Source organism: Hydrogenophaga aromaticivorans (genome assembly GCF_013387465.1).
In the GTDB taxonomy this organism is placed as follows: Bacteria; Pseudomonadota; Gammaproteobacteria; order Burkholderiales; family Burkholderiaceae_C; genus Hydrogenophaga; species Hydrogenophaga aromaticivorans.
This window is the reverse complement of sequence record NZ_VYGV01000006.1, coordinates 497,569-524,566: the sequence shown is the minus strand read 5'-3', so window position 1 is coordinate 524,566 and position 26,998 is coordinate 497,569. Positions and strand designations below refer to the sequence as shown.

30 protein-coding genes and 2 pseudogenes are annotated in these 26,998 nt (G+C 63.1%); 22 read left to right on the top strand and 10 right to left on the bottom strand.

What is annotated here, in order from left to right:
* The first annotated feature begins 21 nt into the window (after positions 1-21).
* The 12 genes from F3K02_RS06830 (at position 22) to F3K02_RS06775 (ending at position 10,387) form a co-directional block, all read left to right on the top strand.
* Positions 22-588 carry an aromatic-ring-hydroxylating dioxygenase subunit beta gene (locus F3K02_RS06830; protein ID WP_177134592.1) on the top strand — a complete coding sequence of 189 codons (567 nt, stop codon included), beginning with the start codon at positions 22-24 and terminating at the stop codon, positions 586-588.
* A gap of 38 nt (positions 589-626) precedes the next feature.
* Positions 627-1,034, top strand: a complete 408-nt coding sequence (locus F3K02_RS06825) for a BphX family protein (RefSeq protein ID WP_177134590.1) — start codon at positions 627-629, stop codon at positions 1,032-1,034.
* Positions 1,035-1,145: 111 nt separating this feature from the next.
* Complete coding sequence (locus F3K02_RS06820) at positions 1,146-1,475, top strand: non-heme iron oxygenase ferredoxin subunit (protein WP_056270864.1); 330 nt, start codon at positions 1,146-1,148, stop codon at positions 1,473-1,475.
* Positions 1,472-2,707: an NAD(P)/FAD-dependent oxidoreductase gene (locus F3K02_RS06815; RefSeq protein WP_056270867.1), complete on the top strand. Its 1,236-nt coding sequence runs from the start codon at positions 1,472-1,474 to the stop codon at positions 2,705-2,707. Before F3K02_RS06820 ends, F3K02_RS06815 begins: the two co-directional genes overlap by 4 nt.
* 48 nt (positions 2,708-2,755) lie before the next feature.
* On the top strand, positions 2,756-3,589 hold the full coding sequence (gene bphB, locus F3K02_RS06810; RefSeq protein WP_056270871.1) for a cis-2,3-dihydrobiphenyl-2,3-diol dehydrogenase: 834 nt from the start codon (positions 2,756-2,758) through the stop codon (positions 3,587-3,589).
* 21 nt (positions 3,590-3,610) lie between these two features.
* Positions 3,611-4,489, top strand: a complete 879-nt coding sequence (gene bphC, locus F3K02_RS06805) for a biphenyl-2,3-diol 1,2-dioxygenase (protein ID WP_177134588.1) — start codon at positions 3,611-3,613, stop codon at positions 4,487-4,489.
* A gap of 31 nt (positions 4,490-4,520) precedes the next feature.
* Positions 4,521-5,132 (top strand): glutathione transferase GstA, encoded by a 612-nt coding sequence (gstA, locus tag F3K02_RS06800; protein ID WP_177134586.1) that lies wholly within the window; start codon positions 4,521-4,523, stop codon positions 5,130-5,132.
* 87 nt (positions 5,133-5,219) lie between these two features.
* Positions 5,220-6,002, top strand: coding sequence for a 2-oxopent-4-enoate hydratase (dmpE, locus tag F3K02_RS06795; protein WP_056270877.1), 783 nt, complete (start codon positions 5,220-5,222; stop codon positions 6,000-6,002).
* Between the two features lie 20 nt (positions 6,003-6,022).
* Positions 6,023-6,937, top strand: coding sequence for an acetaldehyde dehydrogenase BphJ (bphJ, locus tag F3K02_RS06790; protein ID WP_020206178.1), 915 nt, complete (start codon positions 6,023-6,025; stop codon positions 6,935-6,937).
* A 19-nt stretch (positions 6,938-6,956) separates the two neighbouring features.
* Entirely contained in the window at positions 6,957-7,997 is a 1,041-nt protein-coding gene (gene bphI / locus F3K02_RS06785) for a 4-hydroxy-2-oxovalerate aldolase BphI (RefSeq protein ID WP_056270880.1), read from the top strand.
* Positions 7,998-8,067: 70 nt separating this feature from the next.
* Positions 8,068-8,928, top strand: a complete 861-nt coding sequence (gene bphD / locus F3K02_RS06780) for a 2-hydroxy-6-oxo-6-phenylhexa-2,4-dienoate hydrolase (RefSeq protein ID WP_056270883.1) — start codon at positions 8,068-8,070, stop codon at positions 8,926-8,928.
* An 85-nt stretch (positions 8,929-9,013) separates the two neighbouring features.
* Positions 9,014-10,387, top strand: coding sequence for an OmpP1/FadL family transporter (locus F3K02_RS06775; RefSeq protein ID WP_177134585.1), 1,374 nt, complete (start codon positions 9,014-9,016; stop codon positions 10,385-10,387).
* Positions 10,388-10,598: 211 nt separating this feature from the next.
* Here F3K02_RS06775 and F3K02_RS27955 read toward each other — a convergent pair.
* The 4 genes and pseudogenes from F3K02_RS27955 to F3K02_RS06760 all read right to left on the bottom strand — a co-directional run.
* Positions 10,599-11,063, bottom strand: a pseudogene (locus F3K02_RS27955) (transposase); the annotation flags it as partial.
* 87 nt (positions 11,064-11,150) lie between these two features.
* Positions 11,151-12,557: an MmgE/PrpD family protein gene (locus F3K02_RS06770; protein WP_177134583.1), complete on the bottom strand. Its 1,407-nt coding sequence runs from the start codon at positions 12,555-12,557 to the stop codon at positions 11,151-11,153.
* A 7-nt stretch (positions 12,558-12,564) separates the two neighbouring features.
* The gene (locus F3K02_RS06765; RefSeq protein WP_056272141.1) at positions 12,565-13,326 is read right to left on the bottom strand and encodes an enoyl-CoA hydratase-related protein; all 762 of its coding nucleotides are present in this window, start codon (positions 13,324-13,326) and stop codon (positions 12,565-12,567) included.
* A gap of 30 nt (positions 13,327-13,356) precedes the next feature.
* Positions 13,357-14,232: an IclR family transcriptional regulator gene (locus F3K02_RS06760; protein WP_246309215.1), complete on the bottom strand. Its 876-nt coding sequence runs from the start codon at positions 14,230-14,232 to the stop codon at positions 13,357-13,359.
* A gap of 143 nt (positions 14,233-14,375) precedes the next feature.
* Here F3K02_RS06760 and F3K02_RS06755 point away from each other — a divergent pair, with 143 nt between their 5' ends.
* From F3K02_RS06755 to F3K02_RS27445, 5 genes and pseudogenes are all read left to right on the top strand, one after another.
* Positions 14,376-15,623 carry a CaiB/BaiF CoA transferase family protein gene (locus F3K02_RS06755; protein WP_177134580.1) on the top strand — a complete coding sequence of 416 codons (1,248 nt, stop codon included), beginning with the start codon at positions 14,376-14,378 and terminating at the stop codon, positions 15,621-15,623.
* A gap of 17 nt (positions 15,624-15,640) precedes the next feature.
* The gene (locus tag F3K02_RS06750; protein ID WP_291187879.1) at positions 15,641-16,462 is read left to right on the top strand and encodes a TauD/TfdA dioxygenase family protein; all 822 of its coding nucleotides are present in this window, start codon (positions 15,641-15,643) and stop codon (positions 16,460-16,462) included.
* 234 nt (positions 16,463-16,696) lie between these two features.
* Positions 16,697-18,146 (top strand): annotated as a pseudogene (locus tag F3K02_RS06745) (IS5 family transposase).
* A complete protein-coding gene (locus F3K02_RS27875; RefSeq protein WP_343067017.1) occupies positions 18,068-18,634 on the top strand; it encodes a helix-turn-helix domain-containing protein in 567 nt (188 codons plus the stop codon). Before F3K02_RS06745 ends, F3K02_RS27875 begins: the two are co-directional and overlap by 79 nt.
* Positions 18,634-19,332: a transposase gene (locus tag F3K02_RS27445; RefSeq protein ID WP_210825722.1), complete on the top strand. Its 699-nt coding sequence runs from the start codon at positions 18,634-18,636 to the stop codon at positions 19,330-19,332. The genes F3K02_RS27875 and F3K02_RS27445 overlap by 1 nt, the downstream gene beginning before the upstream one ends.
* On the opposite strand, the gene F3K02_RS06735 is transcribed toward F3K02_RS27445, so the two are convergent.
* Positions 19,280-19,648, bottom strand: a complete 369-nt coding sequence (locus tag F3K02_RS06735) for a LysR family transcriptional regulator (RefSeq protein WP_177134574.1) — start codon at positions 19,646-19,648, stop codon at positions 19,280-19,282. The two genes, F3K02_RS27445 and F3K02_RS06735, sit on opposite strands and share 53 nt — an antisense overlap.
* A gap of 108 nt (positions 19,649-19,756) precedes the next feature.
* On the opposite strand from F3K02_RS06735, the gene F3K02_RS06730 reads away from it, so the two are divergent.
* The 3 genes from F3K02_RS06730 (at position 19,757) to F3K02_RS06720 (ending at position 22,917) form a co-directional block, all read left to right on the top strand.
* Entirely contained in the window at positions 19,757-20,155 is a 399-nt protein-coding gene (locus F3K02_RS06730; protein WP_177134571.1) for an OsmC family protein, read from the top strand.
* A 176-nt stretch (positions 20,156-20,331) separates the two neighbouring features.
* The gene (locus F3K02_RS06725; protein WP_291187868.1) at positions 20,332-21,099 is read left to right on the top strand and encodes a cation diffusion facilitator family transporter; all 768 of its coding nucleotides are present in this window, start codon (positions 20,332-20,334) and stop codon (positions 21,097-21,099) included.
* A gap of 27 nt (positions 21,100-21,126) precedes the next feature.
* The gene (locus tag F3K02_RS06720) at positions 21,127-22,917 is read left to right on the top strand and encodes a PHA/PHB synthase family protein (RefSeq protein WP_177134568.1); all 1,791 of its coding nucleotides are present in this window, start codon (positions 21,127-21,129) and stop codon (positions 22,915-22,917) included.
* Between the two features lie 25 nt (positions 22,918-22,942).
* Here F3K02_RS06720 and F3K02_RS06715 read toward each other — a convergent pair whose 3' ends face one another.
* From F3K02_RS06715 to F3K02_RS06700, 4 genes are all read right to left on the bottom strand, one after another.
* Positions 22,943-23,299, bottom strand: a complete 357-nt coding sequence (locus tag F3K02_RS06715) for a Rieske (2Fe-2S) protein (RefSeq protein WP_177134566.1) — start codon at positions 23,297-23,299, stop codon at positions 22,943-22,945.
* Between the two features lie 109 nt (positions 23,300-23,408).
* Positions 23,409-23,924, bottom strand: coding sequence for a hypothetical protein (locus tag F3K02_RS06710; protein ID WP_177134564.1), 516 nt, complete (start codon positions 23,922-23,924; stop codon positions 23,409-23,411).
* Positions 23,921-24,649, bottom strand: a complete 729-nt coding sequence (locus F3K02_RS06705) for a DUF2238 domain-containing protein (protein WP_177134562.1) — start codon at positions 24,647-24,649, stop codon at positions 23,921-23,923. Before F3K02_RS06705 ends, F3K02_RS06710 begins: the two co-directional genes overlap by 4 nt.
* A gap of 150 nt (positions 24,650-24,799) precedes the next feature.
* Entirely contained in the window at positions 24,800-25,006 is a 207-nt protein-coding gene (locus tag F3K02_RS06700) for a hypothetical protein (RefSeq protein WP_177134560.1), read from the bottom strand.
* A 662-nt stretch (positions 25,007-25,668) separates the two neighbouring features.
* On the opposite strand from F3K02_RS06700, the gene F3K02_RS06695 reads away from it, so the two are divergent.
* Positions 25,669-26,067 (top strand): JAB domain-containing protein, encoded by a 399-nt coding sequence (locus F3K02_RS06695; RefSeq protein WP_177134558.1) that lies wholly within the window; start codon positions 25,669-25,671, stop codon positions 26,065-26,067.
* Between the two features lie 83 nt (positions 26,068-26,150).
* Here F3K02_RS06695 and merR read toward each other — a convergent pair whose 3' ends face one another.
* Entirely contained in the window at positions 26,151-26,573 is a 423-nt protein-coding gene (merR, locus tag F3K02_RS06690) for a mercury resistance transcriptional regulator MerR (protein WP_177134556.1), read from the bottom strand.
* Between the two features lie 73 nt (positions 26,574-26,646).
* Between merR and merT the strand changes: the two genes are divergently transcribed.
* Positions 26,647-26,997 (top strand): mercuric ion transporter MerT, encoded by a 351-nt coding sequence (merT, locus tag F3K02_RS06685; RefSeq protein ID WP_177134554.1) that lies wholly within the window; start codon positions 26,647-26,649, stop codon positions 26,995-26,997.
* Position 26,998: the final 1 nt, after the last annotated feature.

Here is a 26,998-nt window from a genome sequence, read left to right as displayed (position 1 = left end):
TTCACTAGGAGATAAGCAGTCATGACAAACCCATCCCCCCATTTTTTCAAAACATTTGAATGGCAAAGCAAGGCCGTTGGTCTCGAGTTGCAGAACGAGATTGAGCAGTTTTACTACCGCGAAGCGCAGTTGCTCGACCACCGGGCTTACGAGGCTTGGTTTGCCCTGCTTGAAAAAGACATCCGCTACTTCATGCCGCTGCGCACCAACCGCACGCTCCGGGAGAGCAAACTCGAGTATTCCGGCGACCAAGATTTCGCTCATTTCGACGAAACCTATGAAACCATGTACGGTCGCATCCGCAAGGTGACCTCGGAACTGGGCTGGGCGGAAAACCCACCGTCCCGCACGCGCCACTTGGTCTCCAATGTCCTCATCAATGAGGCGGCTGAGCCCAACAGCTTCGAAGTGAGTTCCGCCTTCATCCTCTACCGCAATCGCTTGGAGCGCCAGGTCGACATCTTCGCGGGCGAGCGGCGGGATGTGCTGCGCCGCGCCGACAACGGCCTTGGCTTCAAGATCGCCAAGCGTACCATCCTGCTAGACCAGAGCACGTTGTTGTCGAACAACCTGAGCATCTTCTTCTAAGCAAGCAACCTGCACCCGCCTGAACCGAGGAAGCTGCCATGACGAAAGTGCGTCTGTTTTTAATCGCCATCGGCCTTTTTTACATCATCAACCTCATTGGCACGCTTCCTTTTAGCACCTTGGGTTTGTTCGGCACGATGTACCCAGGCGTCGAACTGCACGTCGGTGAGCCTATCTTCACCTTGCTGCAAGATGCCTGGGCGGTTGTCGGTCTTCAGTTGGGTGCCATCGGGGCCGTCGCCTTGTGGGGCGCACGCGACCCGGGTCGCTATGAGGCCGTCATTCCCGTGGTCATTGCAACGGAAGTTGTCGATGGCCTGTGGGATTTTTACAGCATCGTGTGGAGTCACGAGGCCTTGTGGTTCGGGCTTGTCACGTTGGCGATCCATGTGATGTGGATTGGCTGGGGCCTGCTTGCCTGGCGTGCCGTGGCGTCGAATCGCTGAGGACATTGAATCACTCACCAGCTCCCCACCAACAGCCGACGAAGCGCCTGCTGGCCAGTGACTGTTCGCCCAAGGCGATTTGAATCTTTCGAACCAGTGACAAGAAGCGATATGAAATTTACCCGAGTTTGTGAGCGAAGCGATGTACCTGAAGGCGAAGCCCTGAAGGTCGAAAGTGGAGACACCTCCGTTGCGATTTTCAATGTGGATGGCGAGCTGTTCGCCACACAAGACCGCTGCACCCACGGCGACTGGTCCCTGTCTGAGGGCGGTTATCTGGATGGCGACGTCGTGGAATGCTCGTTGCATATGGGAAAGTTCTGTGTGCGCACGGGCAAGATCAAATCCCCGCCGCCCTGTCAGGCATTGAAAGTATTCCCGATCCGCGTCGAAGGCAATGAAGTGTTTGTCGACTTCGATGCTGGGTATCTGGCGCCATGATCGAAACAATAGAAACCATCGCCATCATCGGCGCCGGCTTGACCGGGGCGATGGCTGCGCACGCACTGCGCGCCCAGGGGTATGCCGGGCGCCTCCACCTGATCGGGGACGAGTCGCGGCAGGCCTATGACCGGACCACCCTGTCCAAGGCGGTGCTGATGGGCGAACCGCCCGAGCCGCCCGCGATCATGGACACATCCTGGTACGCATCGGCCCATGTGGATGTCCAGCTCGGACGGCGGGTGAGTTGCCTGGATGTGGCCAGTCGCCAGATTCAGTTCGAATCGGGCGCCCCGCTGGCTTACGACCGGCTGCTGCTGGCCACCGGCGCGCGCGCCCGGCGCGTGGCGATTTCGGGTTGCGAATTGGAAGGTATCCATACCTTGCGCGACCGCGCCGACAGCTTGGCACTGCGGCAGGCGCTGCAACCGGGCCAGTCGCTTGTCATCGTCGGCGGCGGCCTGATCGGTTGCGAGGTGGCGACCACCGCCCGCAAGGCTAGCGTCAATGTCACGATTCTGGAAGCCGGCGACGAGTTGCTGCTGCGCGTGCTGGGCCACCAAACAGGGGCGTGGTGCCGGGCTGAACTGGAACGCCTGGGCGTCCAGGTTGAGCGCAACGCGCAGGCCTCGTGTTTCGAAGGCGAAGAGCGTGTGCGTGCCGTCGTCTGCGCCGATGGCCGCAAGGTGGCGGCCGACCTGGTGCTGGTCAGCATTGGCGCCGATCCGGCAGACGAGCTGGCCCGGGCGGCTGGCATCGCCTGCGCGCGCGGCGTTCTGGTTGACGCCACGGGCGCAAGCTCGTGTCCGAGGGTGTTCGCCGCCGGTGACGTGGCCGCTTGGCCGCTGCGGGGCGGCGGCCAGCGCTCGCTGGAAACCTATCTGAACAGCCAGGCGCAAGCCGAAGCCGCCGCCAGCGCCATGTTGGGCAAGCCCGTGCCGGCGCTACAGGTGCCGACCTCGTGGACGGAGATTGCGGGCCACCGCATCCAGATGATTGGCAATGCCGAAGGACCAGGAGAAATCGTCTTGCGCGGCGAGGCGCAGACCGGACAGCCGCTGGTGTTGTTCAGGTTGTTTGATGGCTGCGTTGAGGCCGCGACGGCGATCAACGCTGCGAAAGAATTTTCCGTGGCGACCCGTCTGGTCGGCGCACGGGTTCCAGTTTCCGCCGGGCAGTTGCAGGACGCCGGCTTGAACCTGCGGGATTTGCTGAAAGCCAAACCGCAGTGATGATCTCGACCGGCGATTTGCCTTAACTTAACGACAAGGAGATTGAAAATGAAACTGACAGGTGAAGTGGTGTTGATTACAGGGGGCGCTGCCGGGCTGGGGCGCGCCTTGGTGGACCGGTTCGTGGCCGAAGGCGCCAACGTGGCAGTGCTCGACAAGTCGGCGGATCGTATCAAACAGCTGGAATCCGATCATGGCGACAACGTGGTGGGCATCGTCGGCGACGTGCGCTCACTGCGAGACCAGAAACAGGCCGCCGAGCGCTGCGTGGCCAAGTTCGGAAAAATCGACACCCTGATCCCCAACGCAGGCATTTGGGACTACTCGACGGCACTGATCGATCTTCCCGAAGACAGCATCGATGCCGCGTTCGACGAGGTCTTTCACATTAATGTCAAAGGCTATATCCACGCTGTCAAGGCTTGCCTGCCAGCCTTGGTCGCTAGCCGTGGCAGCGTGATCTTCACGATCTCGAATGCGGGTTTCTATCCCAATGGCGGAGGCCCCCTTTACACCGCAGCCAAGCACGCAGTCGTGGGCCTGGTGCGCGAGCTGGCGTTCGAACTGGCGCCATACGTGCGCGTCAACGGTGTGGCTCCAGGCGGCATGAATACGGATCTCAGAGGCCCTTCCTCGCTGGGAATGAGCGGGCAATCGATTTCGACCGTGCCGCTGGCCGACATGCTGAAGTCCGTGCTGCCGATTGGTCGCATGCCTGAGACCGAGGAGTACACCGGTGCTTATGTGTTTTTTGCCACACGAGGCGATGTGGCACCCGCGACCGGTGCCTTGCTGAACTACGACGGCGGCATGGGCGTCCGTGGATTCTTCTCGGCAGCCGGGGGCGCGGACTTGCTCGAAAAACTGAATATCAGTCATTGAACTTCGACGAAGGAGACAGAGATGAGTATCAAAAGCTTGGGGTACATGGGATTTGCTGTCAAGGATGTGTCCGCTTGGCGTTCGTTTCTGACGCAAAAACTGGGCCTGATGGAAGCGGGTGCCACCGATGACGGCAGCCTGTTCCGCATCGATTCGAGAGCCTGGCGGATTGCCGTTCAGCCGGGCGAAGTTGATGATTTGGCCTACGCGGGCTACGAGGTGGCCGATGCGGCTGGGCTGGCCCAGATGACCGAAAAACTCAAACAGGCCGGTATCGCAGTCACCTCGGGAGATGCCTCGATGGCCAGGCGCCGCGGTGTCATGGGATTGATCTCGTTTGCCGATCCTTTTGGCCTGCCCTTGGAGATTTATTACGGCGCCAGCGAGGTGTTCGAAAAGCCGTTCATGCCCGCTGCAGCGGTGTCGGGTTTCTTGACCGGGGAGCAAGGGCTGGGTCATTTCGTGCGCTGCGTTCCGGATTCGGACAAGGCGCTGGCGTTTTATACGCAGGTGCTCGGCTTCCAGTTGTCGGACGTCATCGACATGAAAATGGGACCGGACGTGACGGTTCCGGCGTATTTTTTGCACTGTAACGAACGCCACCACACTCTCGCGATCGCAGCTTTTCCGCTGCCCAAGCGCATTCACCACTTCATGCTCGAAGTCTCGTCGCTCAATGACGTCGGTTTTGCGTTTGACCGGGTTGACGCTGACGGCTTGATCACCTCCACGCTGGGGTGCCACACCAACGACCATATGGTGTCGTTCTATGCAGCGACCCCGTCCGGAGTCGAGGTCGAGTACGGCTGGGGCGCCCGCACCGTGGACCGCTCCTGGGTGGTGGCACGGCACGACAGTCCGAGCATGTGGGGCCACAAGTCGGTGCGCAACAAACCATGAACAGCAACCTGAACATCATGGGAGTCCCTGCATGAAGCTTTACTACAGTCCTGGCGCCTGCTCCCTGTCACCGCACATTGCGTTGCGCGAGGCGGGCCTGAACTTCGAGTTGGTACAGGTCGATCTGGCGAGCAAGAAGACTGCCTCCGGGCAGGACTACCTTGAAATCAACCCGTTCGGCTACGTGCCTTGTCTGCAGCTTGACGACGGCCGCATGCTGGCCGAAGGCCCCGCCATCCTGCAATACGTGGCCGATCAGGTGCCCGGCAAGCTACTGGCGCCGGCCAACGGCAGCTTTGAGCGCTACCACTTGCAGCAATGGTTGAACTTCATCTCGACCGAACTGCACAAGAGCTTCAGCCCGCTGTTCAACCCTGCCGCCAGCGAGGACTGGAAAAACGCGGTGCGGCAGACCCTGAACGCCCGGCTGGGGCAAGTGGCGCGGCAACTCGAGCGTGCGCCTTATCTGCTGGGCGATCAATTGAGCGTGGCTGACATCTATCTGTTGGTCGTGCTCGGTTGGGGCGCCTATGTCAACCTTGATCTTTCGCCCTGGCCCGCGCTGCAGGCCTTCATGGGCCGAGTCGGAGGCCGCGAAGCGGTGCAGGCAGCACTGCGAGCCGAAGGCTTGATCAAGGGCTGAACAGGCTCCCAAGGCCGCTGAAGCGGCCCGCTCGGCGCACTGCCGCCCAAAACATGCGCCAACTATTTCTGGAAAATCCGAACCGACATGACCCCTGAACTGATCGAAACCCTGGGCGACGAGCTCTACAGCGCCCTGTGCGCGCGCACCGTGGTCGAGCCGCTGACCAGCCGCCATCCCGACATCACCATCGAGCACGCCTACCACATCCAGCAGCGCATGATCTCGCGCCGCCTGCAGGCCGGCGAGCGCGTTGTCGGAAAGAAAATCGGCGTCACTAGCGCGGCCGTGATGAACATGCTGGGCGTCTACCAGCCCGACTTCGGCTACATGCTGGACGGCATGATCGTCAGCGACGGCGGCAGCATCGCCATGTCCTCCCTGATCCAACCCAAGGCCGAAGGGGAAATCGCCTTTGTCCTGAAAAAGGACCTCATGGGCCCCGGCGTCACCAACGCCGACGTGCTGGCTGCCACCGACTTTGTCATGCCCTGCTTCGAGATCGTTGACTCGCGCATCCGCGACTGGAAAATCAAGATCCAGGACACCGTGGCCGACAACGCCTCCTGCGGCATGTTCGTGCTCGGCAGCACCGCCGTCGACCCGCGCAAGATCGATCTGAAGACCTGCGGCATGGTGCTGGAGAAAAACGGCGAGATCATTGCCACCGGCGCCGGCGCCGCCGCGCTGGGTTCGCCGGTCAATGCCGTGGCCTGGCTGGCCAACACCCTGGGCCGCCTGGGCATCGGTCTGAAGGCCGGCGAGGTGATTCTCTCCGGCGCGCTGGCCGCCATGTTCCCGGCCCAGGCCGGCGACCACTTCCGCATCAGCATCGGCGGCATCGGCGACTGCTCGGTGCGTTTTCACTGACTTTTCCGGACATTCAGCACATGACAAAAAAAATCAAATGCGCCCTGATCGGCCCCGGCAACATCGGCACCGATCTGCTGGCCAAGCTGCAGCGCAGCGCGGTATTGGAGCCGGTCTGGATGGTCGGCATCGACCCGGAATCCGACGGCTTGAAGCGCGCCCGCGAGATGGGCATCAAGACCACCGCTGACGGTGTTGACGGTCTGATTCCCCACATGCAGGCCGACGGCGTGCAGATCGTCTTCGACGCCACCAGCGCCTACGTGCACGCCGAGAACTCGCGCAAGGTCAACGCCGAAGGTGCCCTCATGATCGACCTCACGCCCGCGGCCATCGGCCCGTTCTGCGTGCCGCCGGTCAACCTCAAGGAACATGTCGGCAAAGGCGAGATGAACGTCAACATGGTCACCTGCGGCGGCCAGGCCACCATCCCCATGGTCGCGGCCGTCAGCCGCGTGCAGCCGGTGGCCTACGGCGAAATTGTGGCCACGGTGTCGAGCAAGTCCGCCGGCCCGGGCACCCGCAAGAACATCGACGAATTCACCCGCACCACCGCCGGCGCTGTGGAAAAGGTGGGTGGCGCCAAAAAGGGCAAGGCCATCATCATCCTCAACCCGGCCGAGCCGCCGCTGATCATGCGCGACACCGTGCACTGCCTGCTGGAGAGCGAACCCGACCAGCCAAAGATCACCGAGTCCATCCACGCCATGATCAAAGAGGTGCAGAAGTACGTGCCCGGCTACAAGCTGGTCAACGGCCCGGTGTTCGACGGCAAGCGCGTCTCGGTCTACCTCGAAGTCGAAGGCCTGGGCGACTACCTGCCCAAGTACGCCGGCAACCTCGACATCATGACCGCCGCTGCGGCCCGCACCGCCGAGATGTTTGCCGAAGAAATCATCGCCGGTCGGCTCACGCTCAAGCCCGTCCACGCCTGAACCACTCAAGAGAACCACCATGAAGCTACAAGGCAAAAAAGTCAGCGTTCACGACATGACGCTGCGTGACGGCATGCACCCCAAGCGCCACCTGATGACGCTGGAGCAAATGAAGAGCATTGCCTGCGGCCTGGACGCCGCCGGCGTGCCGCTGATCGAAGTCACCCACGGCGACGGCCTGGGCGGCAGCTCCGTCAACTACGGCTTTCCGGCGCACAGCGACGAGGAATACCTGGGCGCCGTGATTCCGCTGATGAAGCAGGCCAAGGTCAGCGCACTGCTGATCCCCGGCATCGGCACCGTCGAGCACCTCCTGATGGCCAAAGACCTGGGCGTGGCCACCATCCGCGTCGCCACCCACTGCACCGAAGCCGACGTGTCGGAGCAGCACATCACCCAATCGCGCAAGCTGGGTCTGGACACCGTGGGCTTCTTGATGATGGCGCACATGGCCAGCCCGGAAAAACTGGTCAGCCAGGCACTCTTGATGCAAGGCTACGGCGCCAACTGCATCTACGTCACCGACTCGGCCGGCTACATGCTGCCCGACGACGTGAAAGCGCGCCTGAGTGCCGTGCGCGCCGCGCTCAAGCCCGAGACCGAACTGGGCTTTCACGGCCACCATAACCTGGCCATGGGCGTTGCCAACTCGATCGCCGCGATTGAGGCCGGAGCCACCCGCATCGATGCCGCCGCCGCTGGCCTGGGCGCCGGTGCCGGCAACACACCGATGGAGGTGTTCATCGCCGTGTGCGCGCGCATGGGGATCGAGACCGGGGTCGATGTGTTCAAGATCCAGGACGTGGCCGAAGACCTGGTGGTGCCGATCATGGACCACATCATCCGCATCGACCGCGACTCGCTCACGCTGGGCTATGCCGGGGTCTATTCGAGCTTCCTGCTGTTTGCCAAACGCGCCAGTGCGAAGTACGGCGTGCCGGCGCGCGACATCCTGGTCGAACTGGGACGGCGCGGCATGGTTGGCGGGCAGGAAGACATGATCGAAGACACCGCCATGACCATGGCGCGTGAACGTGGGCTGACCTTGACCGTCGCATGAATTCAAACCCGGCGCGGCATGAAGCGCGCCACCTGACTGGTTTTCACTCCATTCACTTAAAGGATAAAAAATGACAGCACTCACCGAAAGTTCCACCAGCAAGTTCGTGAAAATCAATGAAAAAGGTTTTTCCGATTTCAAGATTCACTACAACGAAGCGGGTAACGGCGAAACCGTCATCATGCTGCATGGCGGGGGCCCCGGCGCTGGCGGCTGGAGCAACTACTACCGCAACATCGGCCCCTTTGTCGACGCCGGCTACCGGGTGATCCTGAAGGACTCGCCCGGCTTCAACAAGTCGGACGCGGTGGTGATGGACGAGCAGCGCGGCCTGGTCAACGCCCGTGCCGTCAAAGGGCTGATGGATGCACTGGGCATCGACCAGGCGCACCTGATCGGCAACTCGATGGGGGGCGCCACGGCGCTGAACTTCGCTATCGAATACCCTGAGCGCATCGGCAAACTGATCCTCATGGGACCTGGCGGCCTTGGCCCCAGCATGTTCGCGCCGATGCCGATGGAAGGCATCAAGCTGCTGTTCAAACTGTACGCCGAGCCATCCTATGAAACCCTGAAACAGATGATTCAGGTGTTTTTGTACGACCAGTCCCTCATCACCGAAGAGTTGCTGCAGGGCCGCTGGGAAGCCATTCAGCGCCACCCGGAGCACCTGAAGAACTTCCTCATCAGCGCGCAAAAGGCACCGCTTTCAAGCTGGGATGTGTCTGCCAGGCTTGGAGAAATCAAGGCCAAGACATTCATTACTTGGGGGCGCGATGACCGCTTCGTTCCGCTGGACCACGGCTTGAAGCTGGTCTGGAACATTGATGACGCGCGTTTGCATGTGTTCTCCAAGTGCGGCCACTGGGCGCAGTGGGAGCATGCCGATGAATTCAACCGCTTGGTGATTGATTTCCTGCGACAGGCCTAAGGTGCAAGCCTTGCCCGTTCTATGGATGGGCGGGCCAATAGAGATGCTTGTTCGTTAAAGAGTTAATTATTTTTAAGGAGACAAAATGAAACATGGATTTATTGGCCCGATCACTGTGGGTGTATTGGCAATCACATCTCAGTCGGCACTGGCGGTCAGCGACGTTTTTCGGTTCGTTGGGCATGGCCCGGTGTCGGCGGCGATGGGCGGTGCTGCCACCGCGTTCGACGTGGGTGCTGCCGGCATGATGACCAATCCGGCGACACTGTCGCTGATGCCCCAAGGGTCGGAGTTCCATCTCGGCATGGATTTCATTTTTGCTGACCTTTTAATCAGGAACCCAGAGACAGGGGAGGTTGCCCGCTCCAAGACTCACTCCAACAACCGCGGCCCCTATGCCGCACCCCAATTGGCCTATACCCATCGCAGCGGCTCCTTGGCGCTTGGCGTCGGTCTCTTTCCGCAAGGTGGGGTTGGAACAGAATATGGAAACAGCAGTTTTCTTTCCCGCGCCACCGGTGGCCTGGCTACCGGGCTCGAGAACTCGAGTCGCCTGCTGACCTTGAACATTCCCTTTGCGGCGAGCTACGAAGTCGATGACAAGCTGACCGTGGGTGCAAGTCTCGATGTGATGTGGCAGGCCATGAACCTCGAGATGCTGCTTGGCGCGGATCAGGTTGGTTCGCTGATCGGATCGGGCCGCGCGAGCGGTAGCCTTGTGCCCGTGCTCGGGGGCTTGCCTGACTTGCGCGGTGCGCATTTAAGCTTTACCAAGAACCAGCCCGTGGCAAGTGGTGCTGATGCTTGGGGTATTGGCGGGCGCTTGGGGCTGACCTACAAGGCCTCCAAAGAGACGGTTCTGGGTGCTGCGTATTCCATGAAGAGCCGCATAGGTGACATGAAAGGTGATGCCACCCTGACTGCGATCGACGCCGTGGCCGGACAGGTTCCGCTCAAAGGCATGATCAGCGTGCGTGACTTTCAAACGCCGGCGCAATTGAATCTTGGCATAAGCCACCGGTTGAATGAGAAATGGATGATTGCTGCCGACGTCTCCCGGATCTTCTGGAAGGACGCCATGAAGAACATCAATGTCGGGTTTGTGGCGGATAGCGGCGCCAATATCGACATATTGTTGCCGTTAAATTTCAAGGATCAGACCGCCCTGTCGCTCGGAGCCGCTTACCAAACCGGCAAGTGGACGCTGCGAGGTGGCGCCCGTTTCACGACCCAGGCGCTGCGTTCCGAGACCATGCTGGCGGTCATGCCTGGCATTACGACGACGTTCGGCTCGGCTGGGTTTTCTTATCAGTTCTCGCCGGCAAGCAAGCTGGATTTTGCCTGGACCCATTCCTTCAAGAAGAAGATGACTAACGCCAGTTTGCCCAATACATCCGCGCCGATAAGGGCAGAGCATGCCCAAGACAGCATCGGTCTGGCCTATTCACACAGGTTCTGAAAAAGCCGTAAAAAACGGGGCTTATTCAAATCTGAAGTGCAACACCCTGGGTTTCAATGAACGAGGGTGGAATTTTGTGTGCTGTTGCGCCGGAGTTCCCGATAGACCGCCAGTGGGGATCGTACGCCCTGCCCATTCCGGGGCCAGGTTGTTGATCTGATCGACAATTGATTCGAGCAGCTCCTGGCTGTATCCTGAGAAGTGCGTGCCCTTCGGCAGGACGCACCTGGATGCTCACCATGTCAGGTATCTGAGCTCTTCGGCCTTTTCCTTTGTTGCGGTTTGTGTGGGCGTGACGCTGGGTGGCGGTCAGTTCGCGCTTGAGCTCGCCCACGGGCTGGGCGTAGATGCAGTTGTAGATTGCCTCGTGTGACACGCGCTGCTCATGGCCTTTGGGGAAGATGCGGAGCCGGTGTCAGGGCAATCTGTTCAGGCGACCAGAGAAGTGGCGCATCAAACCGAACAGGATGCCATCGCGATGGAGCTTGTTTGGCGGACGGCATTGTCGACGGCGCTGCGGGGCACAGGTACGAGCTGCAGTGTTGGCGTAGTCTGCGGGCTGTGCGTTGCTCCGCAGTTTCCGGCTGATGATGGTGCTCGGGGAACGTCCCAAGACTTGGACCATGGCGCGAACGCTGTACCTTTGCTGGACTTGGCTGGCCAGTGTCTCTCGGATGTTACTTGCTTCGCCTCAAATGTCCATAAGGTATCAGCACCGCGCAACTGAGCCAACAGTGTTTACGCGGGGAATTTCAACAGCCTGTTAGTGTCGATCAGCGCACGCTTGGCGAGCCAGCATGCCTGCCAGCGGCGAGAGGTCGGTCAGTTCGTCGAGCCGTGCCACCAGGTCTATCAGCTCGTCGCACTCGTCAGGTATGAGCACAGACTTGACCAGCAGGCGAAACTTTTCCTCCAGGCGCTGCTGCTGCTCCAGCAGGTCGCTGGCTGGGCGCCCACTGTCGTAGCGTTGGCGCAGCACTGTGCCGCTCTGAGTCTCGATCACCACCTCGCTGAGGGTGAGGTCCGGGCATTGAGGTGCGAGCAAAACCTGCACCCGATCACGCAGCGCCACCACCTCGGGCGCGTATACGGCTTCGTCACTGAACGCGTCCAATCCGGCGGTGTCGACCCCGGCCAGCGCCATCGCTACCGTGTGACGGAGACTGAACTTGGCCTCCAGCCCGGTGCGCGGCTCCGCGATGTTGCATACACCCTCGCAGGCGGAACTGGCACGCACCGTCACGCGGCACACGTCATCAACCCGCAGTGCGTGTTGCAGGCGCAAGTGGCTCGCGGCCTCAATGGCGGCATGTGTGCCATAACAGGCGGCGTGGAACTTGAACAGGTTGTGGCGCAGATGCCAGCCGCCGTTCGGCGTGGCCACCGCAGCTCCCAGCGACGCGGTACCACCGTGCGTGGCGATGAGGCCTTGCGGACATTCAATCGCATCGGCACGGCTGGTGAAGCCGCGTGCGGCCAACTGGGCCGCCTGCAGGCCGTCGGCACTGGCCCGCCCGGCATGCAAGGGTTTGCACATGGTGCCGAACATCGATTTCAGCCCAGCCGCCATGGTGCTGGCGATGCCCAGCGCGGTCGCGGTGTCGTCGGCATCGAGTTGCAGCAAGCGTGCGCAGGCGGCGGCCGCACCGAGCGTGCCTAGCGTGGCTGTGGTGTGGAAGCCGTTGGAATACTGTGCGTCGCCGCACACCAACCCCAACTGGCACATGGTTTCGTAGCCGGCGGCGAAGGCCGTCATGAAGTCGCGTCCGCTGGCGCCGCGCGATTCGGCCAGGGCGAGCAAGGCCGGGATCAGGACCACCGAGGGGTGGCCGGTGCAGGCCATGTTGACGTCGTCATAGTCGAGTGCGTGCGAGGCCGAGCCATTGATCAATGCCGCCTGCCGGCTGGAGGTCGTCATGGCGTGCCCGACGACGGTGGCCTGGGCATGCCCACCCTGTTCACGGGCTTCTTCGGCCAGCATGTGAACCAGTGGCTCGCACGCGCCAGCCAGCGTCACCCCGATCCAGTCGAGCAGGCATTGCCGGACCCGCAGGCGCACGTCCTCCGGGAGATCGGTGTAGCACAGGTCAGCGCAGCGCGCGGCCAGTTCCCGCGTGATGTCAGCGATTTGGATAGCGGACGACGGTGCGGGTTTTCTGGTTGTGGTCATGCTCATTTCAGTGCCCCTTCCAGACCGGTTTGCGCTTTTCCCGGAAAGATTGCGGGCCTTCCAGGGCATCTTCACTGAGGTAGACGGCATCAAACGCTCGGTTGGAGGCGCGCAGCGCGGCGGTGCGGCCCATCTCGGTGGACAGGCGCACCATTTCTTTGGCCGCGCGCACCGTCAGTGGCGCATTGGCCATGAGCCGGGTCGCCAGCTCTTTGGCCCCTTGCAATGCTTGCCCCTTGGGCATCAGGCGGTTGATGTAGCCGAGTTCGTAGGCGCGCTGCGCTGTCAGCGGGTCGCCGGTCATCGCGACTTCCATCAGAATGCGCTGCGGCAGCATGTGGATGACCGGCGAGGCCCACGGCATGCCGCGCCCGACCTTGGCCTCCGTGATGGCGAATTTGGCGGTTTCGTCGGCCACGCACAGGTCGCACATCTGCGAGAGCAGCCAACCGCCTGCATAGGCATAGCCCTGCACGGCAGCGATGACGGGCTTGGTGACCTCGATGTTGTCGCCGAGCACGGCGATGAAGCCCGCTGGCGGGATGCGCAGTTGAGTGTCTGCGGCTTCCACCAGGTCCATGCCGGCGCAGAAATTGTCACCGGCGCCGGTGAGGATGGCCACCTGCGCCTGCCCGTCAGCTTCGAAGCGGCGCCAGACCTCAAAAAAGCCTTCGCGCACGGCGCGATTCAGCGCATTGCGGCGCTCGGGCCGGTTGATGGTGATGACGGCAATGCCGTCGTTCACTTCGTAAAGCAGTTCATTGTTCATGGGGGTGTCTCCTTTTGAAGTTTGTGCCTGTTACCGCGAGCGGCGGGTCTGGGGCATTGGTCTGGCTTGATTCGTTGCCACCTCACGCGATTCCGGTCCCGCACGGTAGCCGAGTGCCCCCGAGATGCTTGCGGCGAGTTCCATCACCAGGTGCTGCAGCGCATCGGCGACGGCGCGACCGCGCTCGATCGGCGCGGCGATGATCAGCGCTGCGTTCACGCGCCCGTCAGGTTCGAAGATCGGGGCCGAAAAGCCGGCAACGTCAGGTGTCACTTCTCCGAATGTGACCGCCACCCCTCTCACCCGGGCTTCCTCGATGATCCGCGCCAGTTGCGCCGGGTCGGTGACCGAGTGCTCGGTCATGGCCCGCAGATCGGCCCGGCGCAGGTAGTCACGCCGCCATGCCTCTTCCTGGAACGCGAGCAGCACGCGCCCGGCGGACGAGGCAAACAGCGGCCGTGTCGTGCCGACTGGCACGGCGTATCGAATCGTCCGGGTGCTCTCGAAGATCGGGTTGTAGACGAGCCGATCTGCGGTGCGGTCGATTCTGGCGATCAGGGCGGTCTCGCCGGATCGCGCCACTGCCTCCCGCAGGAAGGGCAGGGCCACAACGTCGAGCGAGCGGGCCGACACCAGAGATGCCCCTAGTGAGAACGCCTCGGGGCCCAGTTCATACAGGTCATTGCTGCGCTGCAGGTAGCCATGCGCCGTGAGGCCGCGCAACAGCGAGAGTACGCTGGTTTTTGGTGCATTCAACGCCAAGCACAACGGGGTCAGGGCCAAGCCAGCAGGGCGGTCGGCCAGTATCCGCAGCAGCCGCAGCACGCGGGTCACGGCCATGGGAGAAGCCTCCGCGCGGGTATTGATGCCTGCGCATTCGCGCAAGCTGGCCGTGGGCATGTTCATAGAATCGAAGCCTCCTTATGTTCTGATATGAGAACATTTGTTTGGTAATCAGAATATCGTTAGGATGGACGGTCGTCAATCCGGTTTTTCCTCAGCACTCGGCGCTGAGGCAGCCTGGCATCGAGAAATCAGAGGAGACACAGATGACAAGCCAACACAAGCAGGCAGCACCCGCCGGGCCACTCGAGGGCGTGCGGGTGATCGACCTCAGCGCGGTGCTGATGGGGCCCTACGCCACCCAGATCTTTGGCGACCATGGCGCGGACGTGATCAAGATTGAATCCCCTGAGGGCGACTCGACACGCTGGATCGGCCCCGGACGCCATCCCGGCATGGGTCCGCTGTTCCTGCACCTGAACCGCAACAAGCGCAGCGTGGCGCTTGACCTCAAATCGCCGGAGGGCGCGGCTGCGATGCGGCGCCTGATCGAAGGCGCCGATGTCTTCGTGCACAACCTCCGCCCGGCCTCCATCGCCCGGCTCGGGCTGGACTACGAGAGCATCTCGATGATCAATCCACGCATCATCTGGTGCGGCGTGTACGGTTACGGCGAGGACGGTCCCTACGCCGGCCGCCCGGCCTATGACGACCTGATCCAGGGCGCGGTCGGCATCGCCGCCTTACAGCAGCAAAGCGGGGCGAGCGAGCCGCGCTACGTGCCGCTGACGATTGCCGACCGCATGGTCGGCCTGCATGCAGCGCACAGCGTGGCCATGGCGCTGTACGGGCGCGAGCGCAACGGACGCGGCTGCCGCATCGATGTGCCGATGTTCGAAACCATGGCCAGCGTGGTGCTTTCGGACCACCTATATGGGCGCACCTTCGAGCCGCCCAGTGGTGACGCTGGCTACGTGCGGCTGTTGTCGCCCGGGCGCCGGCCATACGAAACCAGCGACGGCTACATCTGCGCGCTGGTATACAACGACGGTCACTGGCAGCGTTTTCTGCATGCCATCGAGCGCGACGATTTGCGGGTCGATCCGCGCTTCGCCGACCTGGCCAGTCGAACCCGCCACATTGACGAGGTGTACGGCTTTCTGGGCCAGACGCTGCGCGTGCAAAGCACCGCGCACTGGCTGGCGCTGTTCGAACAAATCGATGTGCCGGCGGTGCCCCTGAACACCGTCGAATCACTGTTGGATGACCCGCACTTGGCGGCGGTGGGCTTCTTCCGCCAGGTCGAGCACCCGAGCGAAGGGGCGATGCGCACCTTTGGCGCGCCGGCGCGCTGGGTGGGTTACGACGTCAGCAAGCTGGCGCCCGCGCCGCGGCTGGGGGAGCACACCGAATCGGTACTGCGCGAATGCGGCTTTGATGCCAGCGCGCTGGCGTCCTTGCTGGGCAGTGGCGCAGCGGCTCCGTTCCTCACCGATGCGGAGGTGTCAGCATGAGTGCCCCGGCATTGACCGTGACCCGGCTGGCCGGCGCGCTGGGTGCGGAAATCTCCGGGCTCGACCTGTCCCGGTCGCTGCGCCAGGATGACCTGGCGGCGCTGCGTAGTGCGTGGCTGGCGCATGGCGTCATCTTTTTGCGCGACCAGCCGCTGACGCCCGGGCAGTTCCTGGCCTTCGCCCAGGCCATTGGCACGCCGGTGGAATACCCATTTGTCAGCGGCATCCCGGGCTTTCCGGTCATCATCGAAGTGAAGAAGCTGGCGCACGAAATAGTCAACTTTGGCGGTGTCTGGCACAGCGATACTGCCTACTTGGAGCAGCCTCCGATGGCCACGCTGCTGCTGGCGCGCGAAGCGCCGCCTTACGGCGGTGACACGCTGTTTGCCAACCAGGTGCTGGCCTATGAGGCCTTGTCGGAGGGGATGCAGCGGCTGCTCGACGGCTTGGTGGCGGTCAACACCTCGGCCAAGGCAGATGTGTCACGCACCCGCGAAGACCGTCTGGCCGAAGCCGGTCGCGCTGACCAGCACACCCATTACGAGGCCGAACATCCCGTGGTACGCACCCATCCGGAAACCGGTCGCAAGGCTTTGTATGTCAACTGCGCCCATACCGCGCGCTTCGCCGGCATGACCGAAGAGGAGAGCGCGCCGCTGCTGCAATTTTTATTCACGCACCAGAAGAAGGAAGAGTTCACCTGCCGCTTCCGCTGGCTGGTGGGTTCCCTGGCGCTCTGGGATAACCGCTGCACGCACCACTACCCGGTCAACGATTACCACGGCTTCCGCCGGGTCATGCACCGCATCACGTTAGCGGGTGACCGGCCTCGTCACTAGTACATTGACACGTAAGTAACGGAACATAAATACAATCTCGTCATCATTACTTGATTTACTTGATTTAGTCGTCCGAATAACCCCCAGAACCCGCATGAACACTGGGTTTGTGGGGTGATTGCAGATATCCAGAACTCCCAGTTTGAATTCCAATAGGGGCAGTTTTCTGGGAGTTCTGCAGTGGCGTTTGCCTGCCCCGCCACCGACGATTTTTTCCGTTCGCGCATCGACCACATGATCGACCTGCGCCTCCCGCTGGCCGTGCTGGCCTCGCGCATGCCCTGGCAGGAGATCGAAGCGCGGGTGGCCCAGGTCTTCTCTCACAAAGGCCGCGCCGGTGTGGCCATGCCCGACCTGGACCTCTTCGGTGAACAGGTACAGCGCGCTGCTGTTTCCAGCAACGCAGCGCGCCCTCGCGTGCCGCTGCGCATCATGATTGCGCTGCTTTACCTCAAACACGCCTTCAACGACTCCGACGAGGGCGTGGTGGCCCGCTGGGCCGATACGCCGCGCTGGCAGTTCTTCTCGGGCTGTGCTTATTACGAAGACCGCCAGCCCCGCGACGGCACCACCCTGGTCAAGTTCCGTCAGTTGTTGGGCGAGGAAGGTATGGAAGAACTGCTGGCGCAGACCATCAACGTGGCCGTCGAACTCAAACTGATCAAACCGCAGGAGCTCTCCCGCGTGATCGTGGACAGCACGGTGCAGCACAAGGCGATTGCCCATCCCACCGACAGCCGTTTGCTGGAGACCGCCCGGTTGAATTTGGTCCAGGCGGCCAAGGAGACGGGCATTGATCTGAAGCAGACCTTTGCCAAGGAAGGCAGGGACCTGAGCCGCTAGGCCGGGCGCTATGCCCATGCCCGGCAATTCAAGCGCATGCGCCGCACCATCAAACGCCAGAGAACCATCGTCGCTCGCCTGCAGCGCGAGATCGACCGCAAGGCCAGTGCCATCGGGGCGGCAGTGCGCGAAGCACTGGGCGAGACCTTGAACAAGGCCCATCGCATCGTGGCCCAGAGCGGCCAGCGCAAAGCGGTGGATGGACAGCCCAAGCTCTACGCCTGGCATGCGCCCGAGGTGGACTGCATCAGCAAGGGCAAGGCCCGAACGCCCTACGAGTTCGGGGTCAAGGTGGGCATTGCCAGCACGCTGCAGGGCAACCTGATCGTGGGCTCACGAGCCTTCCAAGGTAACCCTTACGACGGCCACACCCTCAACGAGCAACTGGAGCAGGCGAGCATCCTGATGCAAGACAGCCGGTCAAAGCCAGCGACGGCGTTCGTTGATCTGGGCTATCGGGGTGTGGACGCACAACCCGGATGTGCATATCGTGCACCGGGGCAAGGCCAAGCGGATCAGCGAGCAAGAGCGACGCGAGCTCAGGCGTCGTCAGGCCATTGAGCCGATCATCGGCCACCTCAAAGCCGATCACCGCATGGACCGTTGTCACCTCAAGGGAGAAACCGGCGACCGGCTGCATGCGGTGCTGTGTGCGGCGGGCTACAACATCCGCTGGCTGCTGCGCATGATCGCCCGCAAGGGCATCATCTTCTTGCAAAGCCTTTATTTGCGCCTGTGCTCGGTAGCGAGCTTGTCACTGAAATGGCAACACGCGTTGGACTCTTGGTCCACTCGAGCTCTCACCCGACCTGCACAGCGCCCTGTCTGGGATCGGATTTGAATAAATCAGGGCCGACGATTTACTTGATGCTTGGAGGTGTTGTCATGAGGCAGACGGAGTTGCATTTGACCGACGAGGATCGCTCGCTGGTGGACGAGATTCGCAGCAAAGGGGCGCACCAAGCGAGAGAGGTCAATCGGGCTCATGTTTTGGCCTCACAGGACAGGGGCGTGCCAGAGGCCCAGATCATGGCGGTACTGGGAATAGGGCGCACGGCTGTGTGGCATACGCGCGCAGCGTATCTGCAAGGCGGTGTGGAGTTGGCGGTCTTCGGCGTAGCACGCTCGGGGCGGCCACGCCAGTACGACACAGACGACGAAGCGCGAGTGACGGCGCTGGCGTGTTCGACGCCGCCTGCGGGCCGGCAGCGCTGGACGATGGTGGAACTCGAACGGGCGGCTCGGCAGGAAGTCGGCATGGCCAACGTGAGCCGAGAAACCGTGCGGCGCATGCTCAAAAAAACGATCTCAAGCCCTGGCGCAAGCTGATGTGGTGCATTGGCGCGTTGACTGAGGAGTACCGCAGTCGCATGTACGCCTTGCTTGAGCTGTACGCGCGGCCGATGTCGCGCGCAGAGCCGGTCATCTGCATCGACGAGAAGAGCTTGCAACTCATCGGTCACAGTCGTGCACCACTGCCGATGAACTCGCGCAGCCCCGAAAAAGTGGACTACGAGTACGCGCGTAACGGCACGACCAATCTGTTCGTGGCCGTAGAGCCCAAAGCCGGGCAGCGGACCGTCTCGGTCACAGAGCGACGGGGCAAGGCCGACTTCGTGGTCTTCGTCGGCGACTTGCTGACCCACACGTATGCCAAGGCTCGCCGCGTTCATCTGGTGCTCGACAACCTGAACATCCACTTCAGAAGATGTTTTGACGACGTGTTGGGCAAACGTGCAGCGAACAAGCTCTTGCGCCGAGTGCAGTTCCACTACACGCCCAAGCACGCGAGTTGGCTGAACTGGCGGAGATCGAGATCGGTATCCTCAGTCGTCAATGTCTGGACCGGCGAGTTGAAAGCCGAAACCGCCTGCAATGCGAGGTTGACGCCTGGCAGCAGGCCCGTGACGTCGCACAGCGAACCATCGGGTGGACGTTCACCCGTCAGGACGCAGATCAGAAGCTCAGTCGACATTACGTTCCGAAACTTGCGTGTTGATGCACTAGGGCCACCAACTGACCCATGAGCAACTCCCTGAGCACTTCAGGAAACCAGGTGGCCAGGGAGTCGGCATTCACCGCAATGGCCAGGGACACGGGCGCGTGTGGTTTGGCGGTTGGCCCAAGTTCTTGGAGTGCCGATCCTTCAAGGATGCGCAGCGCCTTCACATGGCGCAGCAGCACCTCACCGGCATGCTTGGCCGCTACCGGCCGTTCGCGCTTGACCAGTACCGTGGACAGCGATTCTTCCAGCGCCTTGATGCGTTGGGAGACAGCGCCCCGCGTGATGCTGAGCACGCTGGCCGCGCGGTCAAAGCTTTGCTGCTCGAGTCGCTGGGCCATCAATCGGCATACGCTGCCCGCATCTATGGTACACGCGCTGTGTCAACATGGCCCGATATGCCACACCAAACTGTCTGGAACCCACACATGAACGAGTCCCCCACCTAGATGCGTTTTCACGTCGAGTCCGAGCGCATCGATGCCCACCTGAGCCAGTCCTTGTGCAAATCGGTCCGGATCGGCCTGGACACCGACATGGCCGGCAACCCCGACGCCTTCAACCCGGCCGAGCTGCTGCTCGCGGCGCTGTCGGCCTGCATGATCAAAGGCATTGAGCGCGTGGTGCCCATCCTCAAGTTTGAGTTGCGTGGCGTGAAGGTGATCGTGGACGGTGTGCGCCAGGACGTGCCGCCCAAGATGGACAGCATCCGCTATCAGATCGTTGTGGACACCGACGAAACGGACCGCCGCATCGACCTGCTGCACGACAACGTCAAGAAGTACGGCACGGTGTACAACACGGTGGCGCCGGGGACCGATCTGGCGGGCGCGATGCGCCGCGCGTGAGAAAGGCCAAGCGATGAGTGCCGGACACGAGCACAGCCACACCCCCGCCAATTTCAACAAGGCCTTTGCCATCGGCATCGGTCTGAACATCACCTTCGTGGCGATCGAAGCCTTCTACGGCTGGAAGATCAACTCGCTGGCCTTGCATCGCGGATGCCGGGCACAACCTGAGCGACGTGGCTGGTCTGGTGCTGGCCTGGGGCGGTGCACTGGCAGGCAAGCTGCGACCCAACCCCCGTCACACCTACGGTTGGAAGAAGGGTAGCATCCTGGCGGCGTTCGCCAATGCCTTGCTGCTGCTGGTGGCGATGGGAGCGCTGGTCTGGGAGGCCGTCGGCCGCCTGCTCGCGCCCGAACCGATGGCGGGCAGTGAAGGTCTGACCATCATGGCCGTGGCGGGCGTCGGCATCGTGGTGAACACGGCGACGGCCCTGCTGTTCATGCGCGGACGCGAGCGCGACCTGAACATCCGGGGCGCGTTTCTGCACATGGCCGCCGATGCGGTTGTGTCGGCCGGCGTGGTGGTCGCCGGTGCGCTCACGCTGTGGATGGGCTGGTTCTGGCTCGACCCGGTGGTCAGTCTGCTGATTGCGGCGGTGATCCTGTGGGGCACCTGGAGCCTGTTCCGGCAATCCCTGCACCTGCTGTTTGACGGCGTGCCTGACGGCGTGGACCCGCAGGCGGTGCACGACTACCTGGCAGGTCTGCCAGGTGTGAGCCGCGTGCACGACCTGCACATCTGGGCCATGGACACCTCGCAGGTGGCCATAACAGCCCACCTGGTGATGCCCGGCAGCCATCCGGACGACGCATTCCTGCAGGCGGCTACCGATGGCTTGCATGACCGGTTCGAGATCACCCATGTGACGCTGCAGGTGGTGCAGGTGCCGTTCACCGAACCCTGTGGATCGTGGGCCGCCCCGGGTATGCTTGGGCAGCCGTAACACCCCTGCCTGCCCCGGCCCCCGTCCATGTCCCGCGCCACCGCTCCCGCCCCCGCTTGTCCCATCGCCCCGCCCGCCGAGGAGGCGCGTGCGCGCGCCGAGGCGCTGGATGGCCTGCTGCACGCACAGGCAGCGGAACTCTGGGGCGGTCTGTCGCCCATCACGCTGGCGCTGGCCGCCACCGACTGGGCGCTCCACCTGGCCACCCAGCCCGCACAGACGTCGCGGCTCGTCAGTGAGGCCCTGGGAATGGCCACCCATTCCGCCAGGGCCGCGTTGACGCAGAGCCACCTGCCGCGCGGCGCCAGCGAGCGGCCCGATGACCAGCGCTTCCAGGCCGACGCCTGGCAGGCGTGGCCCTATGCATGGATCGTGCGCAACTACCTGGACGCCGAGCGCTGGTGGCGCGACGCCACCCACCGGCGTGGCATGACGGCCCACCACCGCGACGTCGTCGCCATGTTCGCGCGCCAGTGGCTGGACATGCTTTCACCGGCCAACGCCGGCCTGGCCAACCCCGAGGTGCTGGCACGCACGCTGGAACGTCGCGGGGACAACCTGCTGGAGGGCTGGGCGCACGCCTTTGACGACTGGCGCCGCCGCCAGGGTCTGGCGCAAATGTTTGACCACGGCCAACGCTTTGAGCCCGGCGTGGACGTGGCAGTGAGCCCAGGCCGCGTCGTGCACCGCAACCACCTGGTAGAGCTCATCCAGTACCGCCCGACGACGCCCGCCGTGCACGCCGAGCCGGTGTTCATCGTGCCGAGCTGGATCATGAAGTACTACATCCTGGACCTTTCGCCGCACGACTCGATGGTGCGCTGGCTGGTCAATCAGGGGCACACCGTGTTCATGCTCTCCTGGCTCAACCCCGACGAGAGCGACGCGCTGCTGGACATGGACGACTACCTGCAACTCGGCGTGTTCGACGCGTTGGCGGCCATCGGGCGGCGTGTGCCCGGCGAAGCGGTGCATGCGGTGGGGTACTGCCTGGGCGGCACGCTGCTGGCCATCGCCTCGGCGGCGCTCGCGCGGCCCGGGCGGGTGGCCGACGTCGAAGCGCTGCCGCCACTGGCGTCCTTGAGTTTTCTCGCCGCAGAGACCGATTTCACCGAGCCCGGCGAGATGGGCGTGCTGATCGACGAAAGCCAGGTCGCGCTGCTGGAGGAGATGATGGCCGAGCGCGGCTACCTCACGGGCCGGCAGATGGCCGCGAGCTTCCAGTTCCTGCACTCGCGCGAGCTCATCTGGTCGGCCACGCTGCGAGAACTCTGGATGGGCGAGCCGCTGCGGCCGAACGACCTGATGGCCTGGAACGCCGACACCACGCGCATGCCGGCGGCGATGCACAGCCAGTACCTGCGGCGCCTGTACCTGCACAACGAATTGGCCGAGTCGCGTTACTGTGTAGAGAGCCGGCCGGTGTCGCTGGACGATGTCCACCAGCCGATGTTTGTGGTGGGCACGGAAAAGGATCACGTGGCGCCCTGGCGCTCGGTCTACAAACTGCACCAGCTGACGGACGCCGAGATCACGTTCGTGCTGACCAGCGGCGGCCACAACGCCGGCATCGTCAGCGAACCCGGCCATGCGGGCCGACGCTGGCGCGATGCGGTGCGCCGCCCAGGTGACCCGTGGCTGTCGCCGGACGAATGGGAAGCCGCAGCCAAGCTACACGAAGGCTCGTGGTGGACCGCCTGGGACACCTGGATCAAGGCCAAGGGCAGCGGCCGAGAGGTGTCGGCGCGCCAGCTGACTGGACGCGACGGCCTGTGTGGCGCACCGGGAGCCTACGTGCACCAACGGTGTGAGGACTGAGCGCCGGCCCCGGCGGCAGCGTTCTTCAGGCTTCCGGTACGCTGACCCGCACCTGCCCGGACTTCACGCTGACCTTGTAGGTCTGCAGCGCCTTTTCGCCGCGCACGACGTTCAGCAGTTGGATGCCCGGCGGGAAGTTCGCCCAGTCCAGCACCGCGCCGGTGCGGATGTCGAAGCGCGCGCGGTGCAGCGGGCATTGCACCTTGCAGTCTTCCAGCAGCTTGCCGCGCGCCAGCGGCGCGAAGGTGTGGGTGCAGCTGGCTTGTGTCGCGAAAAAGCCATCGCTGAGGTGGTACAGAACGATCTTGTGCTTGTCGACGATAAAGGACTTCATCTCGCCGACGGGCAGTTCGTCCGAACGGCAAAGGGTGTGCCATGTCATGCTGGGGCTCCGTTTGCAGGGAATGGTTGATTGTTGGGCCACGGTGCGCGTCTGGCTGCGATGCGGCCTCTCTTGCGCAGGGCGTGCGGCGGGGCAGTTAGACCGACTGTCACGATGCCATCAACCGCACCGGCATGGACGCCAGTCGGTCGAAGAGGCGCGCTTCGGCGCGGATCGGCCACCAGTCGTAGAGGAATAGTTCCATCGGCCGCCACATCGCGACCCAGCCGGCGATCGACAGGCTGGCGCGCACCACCTCGAGCATGCCGCCCGGATCGAGCCAGTTCTCGGCCAGCTTGCTCGCGGCGAGGGTGGCGGCCAGGAACGCCAGGCCGATCAACAGGCTGAGCCTGCCGCGGCGGAACAGTTCGCGCAGTCGCCGCCGCGCCGAGGCGCCCTGCAGGTGGAAATGCGCGTGGACCGCGTCGCTGACGGATGCCGTTTCGGAAGACGGGTGTTCGAGATGCACGACCAGGCCGAGCGCCTCATCGCGCGGCAGGTCCTTGGCCGCGTCGACGATGAAGCGCTCGGCGCGCGGATCGAGGTTGCGGGTCGCGAGCGGCGACGCGTCCATGTGGTCGAAGAACTGCTCCAGCTCGGCCACATGCACTTCGATCTCGTTCACCGCCCGGCCTCCCGCGACCGCAGCATGCGCACGGTCTCGCTCTCGCCAAGAGGTGCGGCGCGCTTGACCCTCATGCTGTCCTGCCACTCGCGCGCGAAGTCGCGGCGCAGGCGGGCGTTGATGAGCGCAGTCAGCAGCATGGCGATGAACGCGCCGAGACCGGCCAGCGACATGTCCTTGTGCGCATCCCAGACGTCGCCCTGGGTTCCGAGGTAGGCCACCCCCAGGCCGCCGCCGAAGATCTCGGCCGCGGCCCACTCGAACAGTTCGAAGAGTGCAGAGGTCGAGAGGGTCATGTCCAGAGGCAGGAAGTAGCCCCAGAAGCCGCGGGCGTCGGCCACGCGCAGGAACAGCTCGCGCATCGGATAGGCCAGCAGCAGCCCGTACATCAAGTGCACGAAGCGGTCGAAGTGATTGCGCTCCCAGCCCATCACTTCGTTGAGCGAGCGTCCAGTCAGCGCCTTGATCCATGCGTCGTATGGAACCTCGGCGTAGGTGTAGTGCGCACCCACCGTGTGCAGGCAGAGAAACAGGAAGATCAGCGTATAGGACAGGCGCGACATCACAAAGCGGCGACGCGACGCCGACAGCGCGACCGCGAACACGACGACCAGCACGTTCTCAAGCGCCCAGTCGTCCCGGTACCAGGGGTCGATGGCGAGCGCGACCCACACCACGGCGAACAGCGCAGCGAGGAGGGCGAGGTAGCGACCGTGGGAGATCATGCGGCACGATACTTGATTTCAAGGTGGCCGCTGGTATCGATCAAGCATCAGTTGCCGCGAAAAATGGCATTTCATCGGGCGGAGGCGCGAGCCAATGGCATACGCTCTCCCAACATGGGCGCGAGCACATTCTGCAGCCAATCCGCGCAGCTACTTGGCATCAAGCTTTCGCGCGATCGCGATGAACACCCAGACAAGTGCCAATGGAACGAGCACGACGAGCAAGTACGGCAGCGAAAGCGCCACCCAGACGAGCCCGACGAACATGGCGCCACCCACGACAAACACGCCGACTCCAGCAAACACAAAGAGCAGGAGGATTGCGACACAGAACAGAGCAACGAGGTCGGCGATCAAACCCGCCAGACCAACGCCACCTTTGAGCGGTCCGGTGATCTCCTGACCGTTGATGACGATCCGTGTCGATCCCGAATCGATGAAGAACCCCCAAACAACGATCGCCAGAATGGCTACTGCAAGGGCGATGGCTGCTTTCTAGGTCATTCGAACGCCTTCAATGATGATTTGCACCAAGGACCGTTTTGCGGCCACCGACCGCCCCGGCGAAACCGGGCACGGAAGGCCCAGGCAGTGGTGTCGGTTCTGGCGGCGGTAGTCATGGTGGGTCCGAATTGTTCTGGATAGATTGTCTTCGTTGGTGTCGGTAGCCGAAGATGATGTGCGTCGATTTCGATAGTGCGTCCCGGCGTACCGCCGTCGGGCTCTGCGGGCTGCGCCCCGCGCCCCGTGCTGGGTCGCGGCCATTCGGCTCCGATCCCTTGACGCCTCCGGCCGAGGGCATGCCCCCGGCCTGCGCGCTTCGCTTGCCTTCCTCACGCCTGCAGTTGTGGAGGGGCTGGCTTGCTGATCCCTTCATCCTTGCACACCGGTCTCGCCGTCAAGGTCTGCGCGCACTGCATGCGCTGGCGGCCGTTCGGCCGTCTTCGAACCTGTGACCGCTGCGCTGCGGCGTGCCGGTTCCGGTCTCGGGCAATCCCGCCCGATCACTGGAGTTGGTCATGCAGCACGATCTGTTTTCTTCCCTTGATTCCTTCCAGGCACTCTCGGTTGCCGCTTCCGCCTTGCTGGTGCGCGATGTCGCGGGCCAGTACCGTCCGGCCGAGGCCAACGAGGTGCTGCTGGCGGCGCAGCAGTTGCTGGCCGCCCAGGTGCGTGGCAGTGACCTGATGGACTCGCCCGCTGTGGTGAAGGATTTCCTGCGCTCGCGTCTGGGTCATCTGCCGCACGAGGTGTTTGCCGTGGTGCACCTGGACGCGCAGAACCGCGTGGTGGACTACGTGGAAATGTTCCGGGGCACGGTGAGCCAGACATCGGTGTACCCGCGTGAGGTGGTGCGTGATGCGCTGCTTCGAAACAGCTGCGCGCTGGTTCTGGTGCACAACCACCCTTTATGTTGATTTCAAGGTGTTCACCGAGGAAGCGTGTCAACGCGCCAGAGATGGATGGGGAACACAGCTTCGCTCCACTGCGCCGCGCGGAATCACGTCAATGGCGCCGCGCCAGCGAGATGAACCGAGGCGATCATTGGACAGCTCACCTTGCCCCGAACGGCGCGGCAGCGTCCGACCATCTCGTCGAGCACCGCCTCGATGCGTTGCAGGTCGCCGATCTTGCTTCGAATCTCACCGAGCTTGCGCTCGGCGAGCTGCCGCGCCTGGCTGCAATGGGTTCCGTCCTCCAGCCGCAGCAGTTCCTGCACGTCATCGAGACTGAAGCCCAGCCGCTGCGCAGCCTTGATGAAACGGATGCGCGCGGTGTCTGCATCCGAGTAGCGCCGGATGCCACCGGTGGGGCGATCGGGCTCTGACAGCAGAGCGCGGCGCTGGTAGAAACGCACCGTTTCGACGTTGACCCCCGCCGCGCGGGCGAGCTGGCCGATCGTCAATGCAACTTCGTTCGACATGGTTGACTCCGTACTCAGGTACGGAAATATTATTCCAGCCATGGAGCTTCGCACACGAACAGAAGGAAGTCGCATGTCCAGCCATGGATCCGGCCGATGGGCCTTGGTCAGCGGTGGGTTGGCCGCCGGCCTCGCATCGGCCTGTTGCCTCGGGCCGCTGGTGCTGGTCAGCGTGGGCCTGGGCGGTGCGTGGATCGCCAACCTCACCGCGCTGGAGCCGTACCGACCCGTGTTCATCACCGTCGCATTGGGGGCACTGGTGCTGGCCTATCGGCGCGTATATCGGCCAGTCGAACAGTGCCGGCCTGGCGAGGTGTGCGCGGTGCCGGCCGTGCGCCGCGGGTACCGCATCGTGTTCTGGGTGGTCGTCGTGCTGGTGGCGATTGCGCTGGGCTTCCCGTACGCGGCGCCGTTGTTCTACTGAA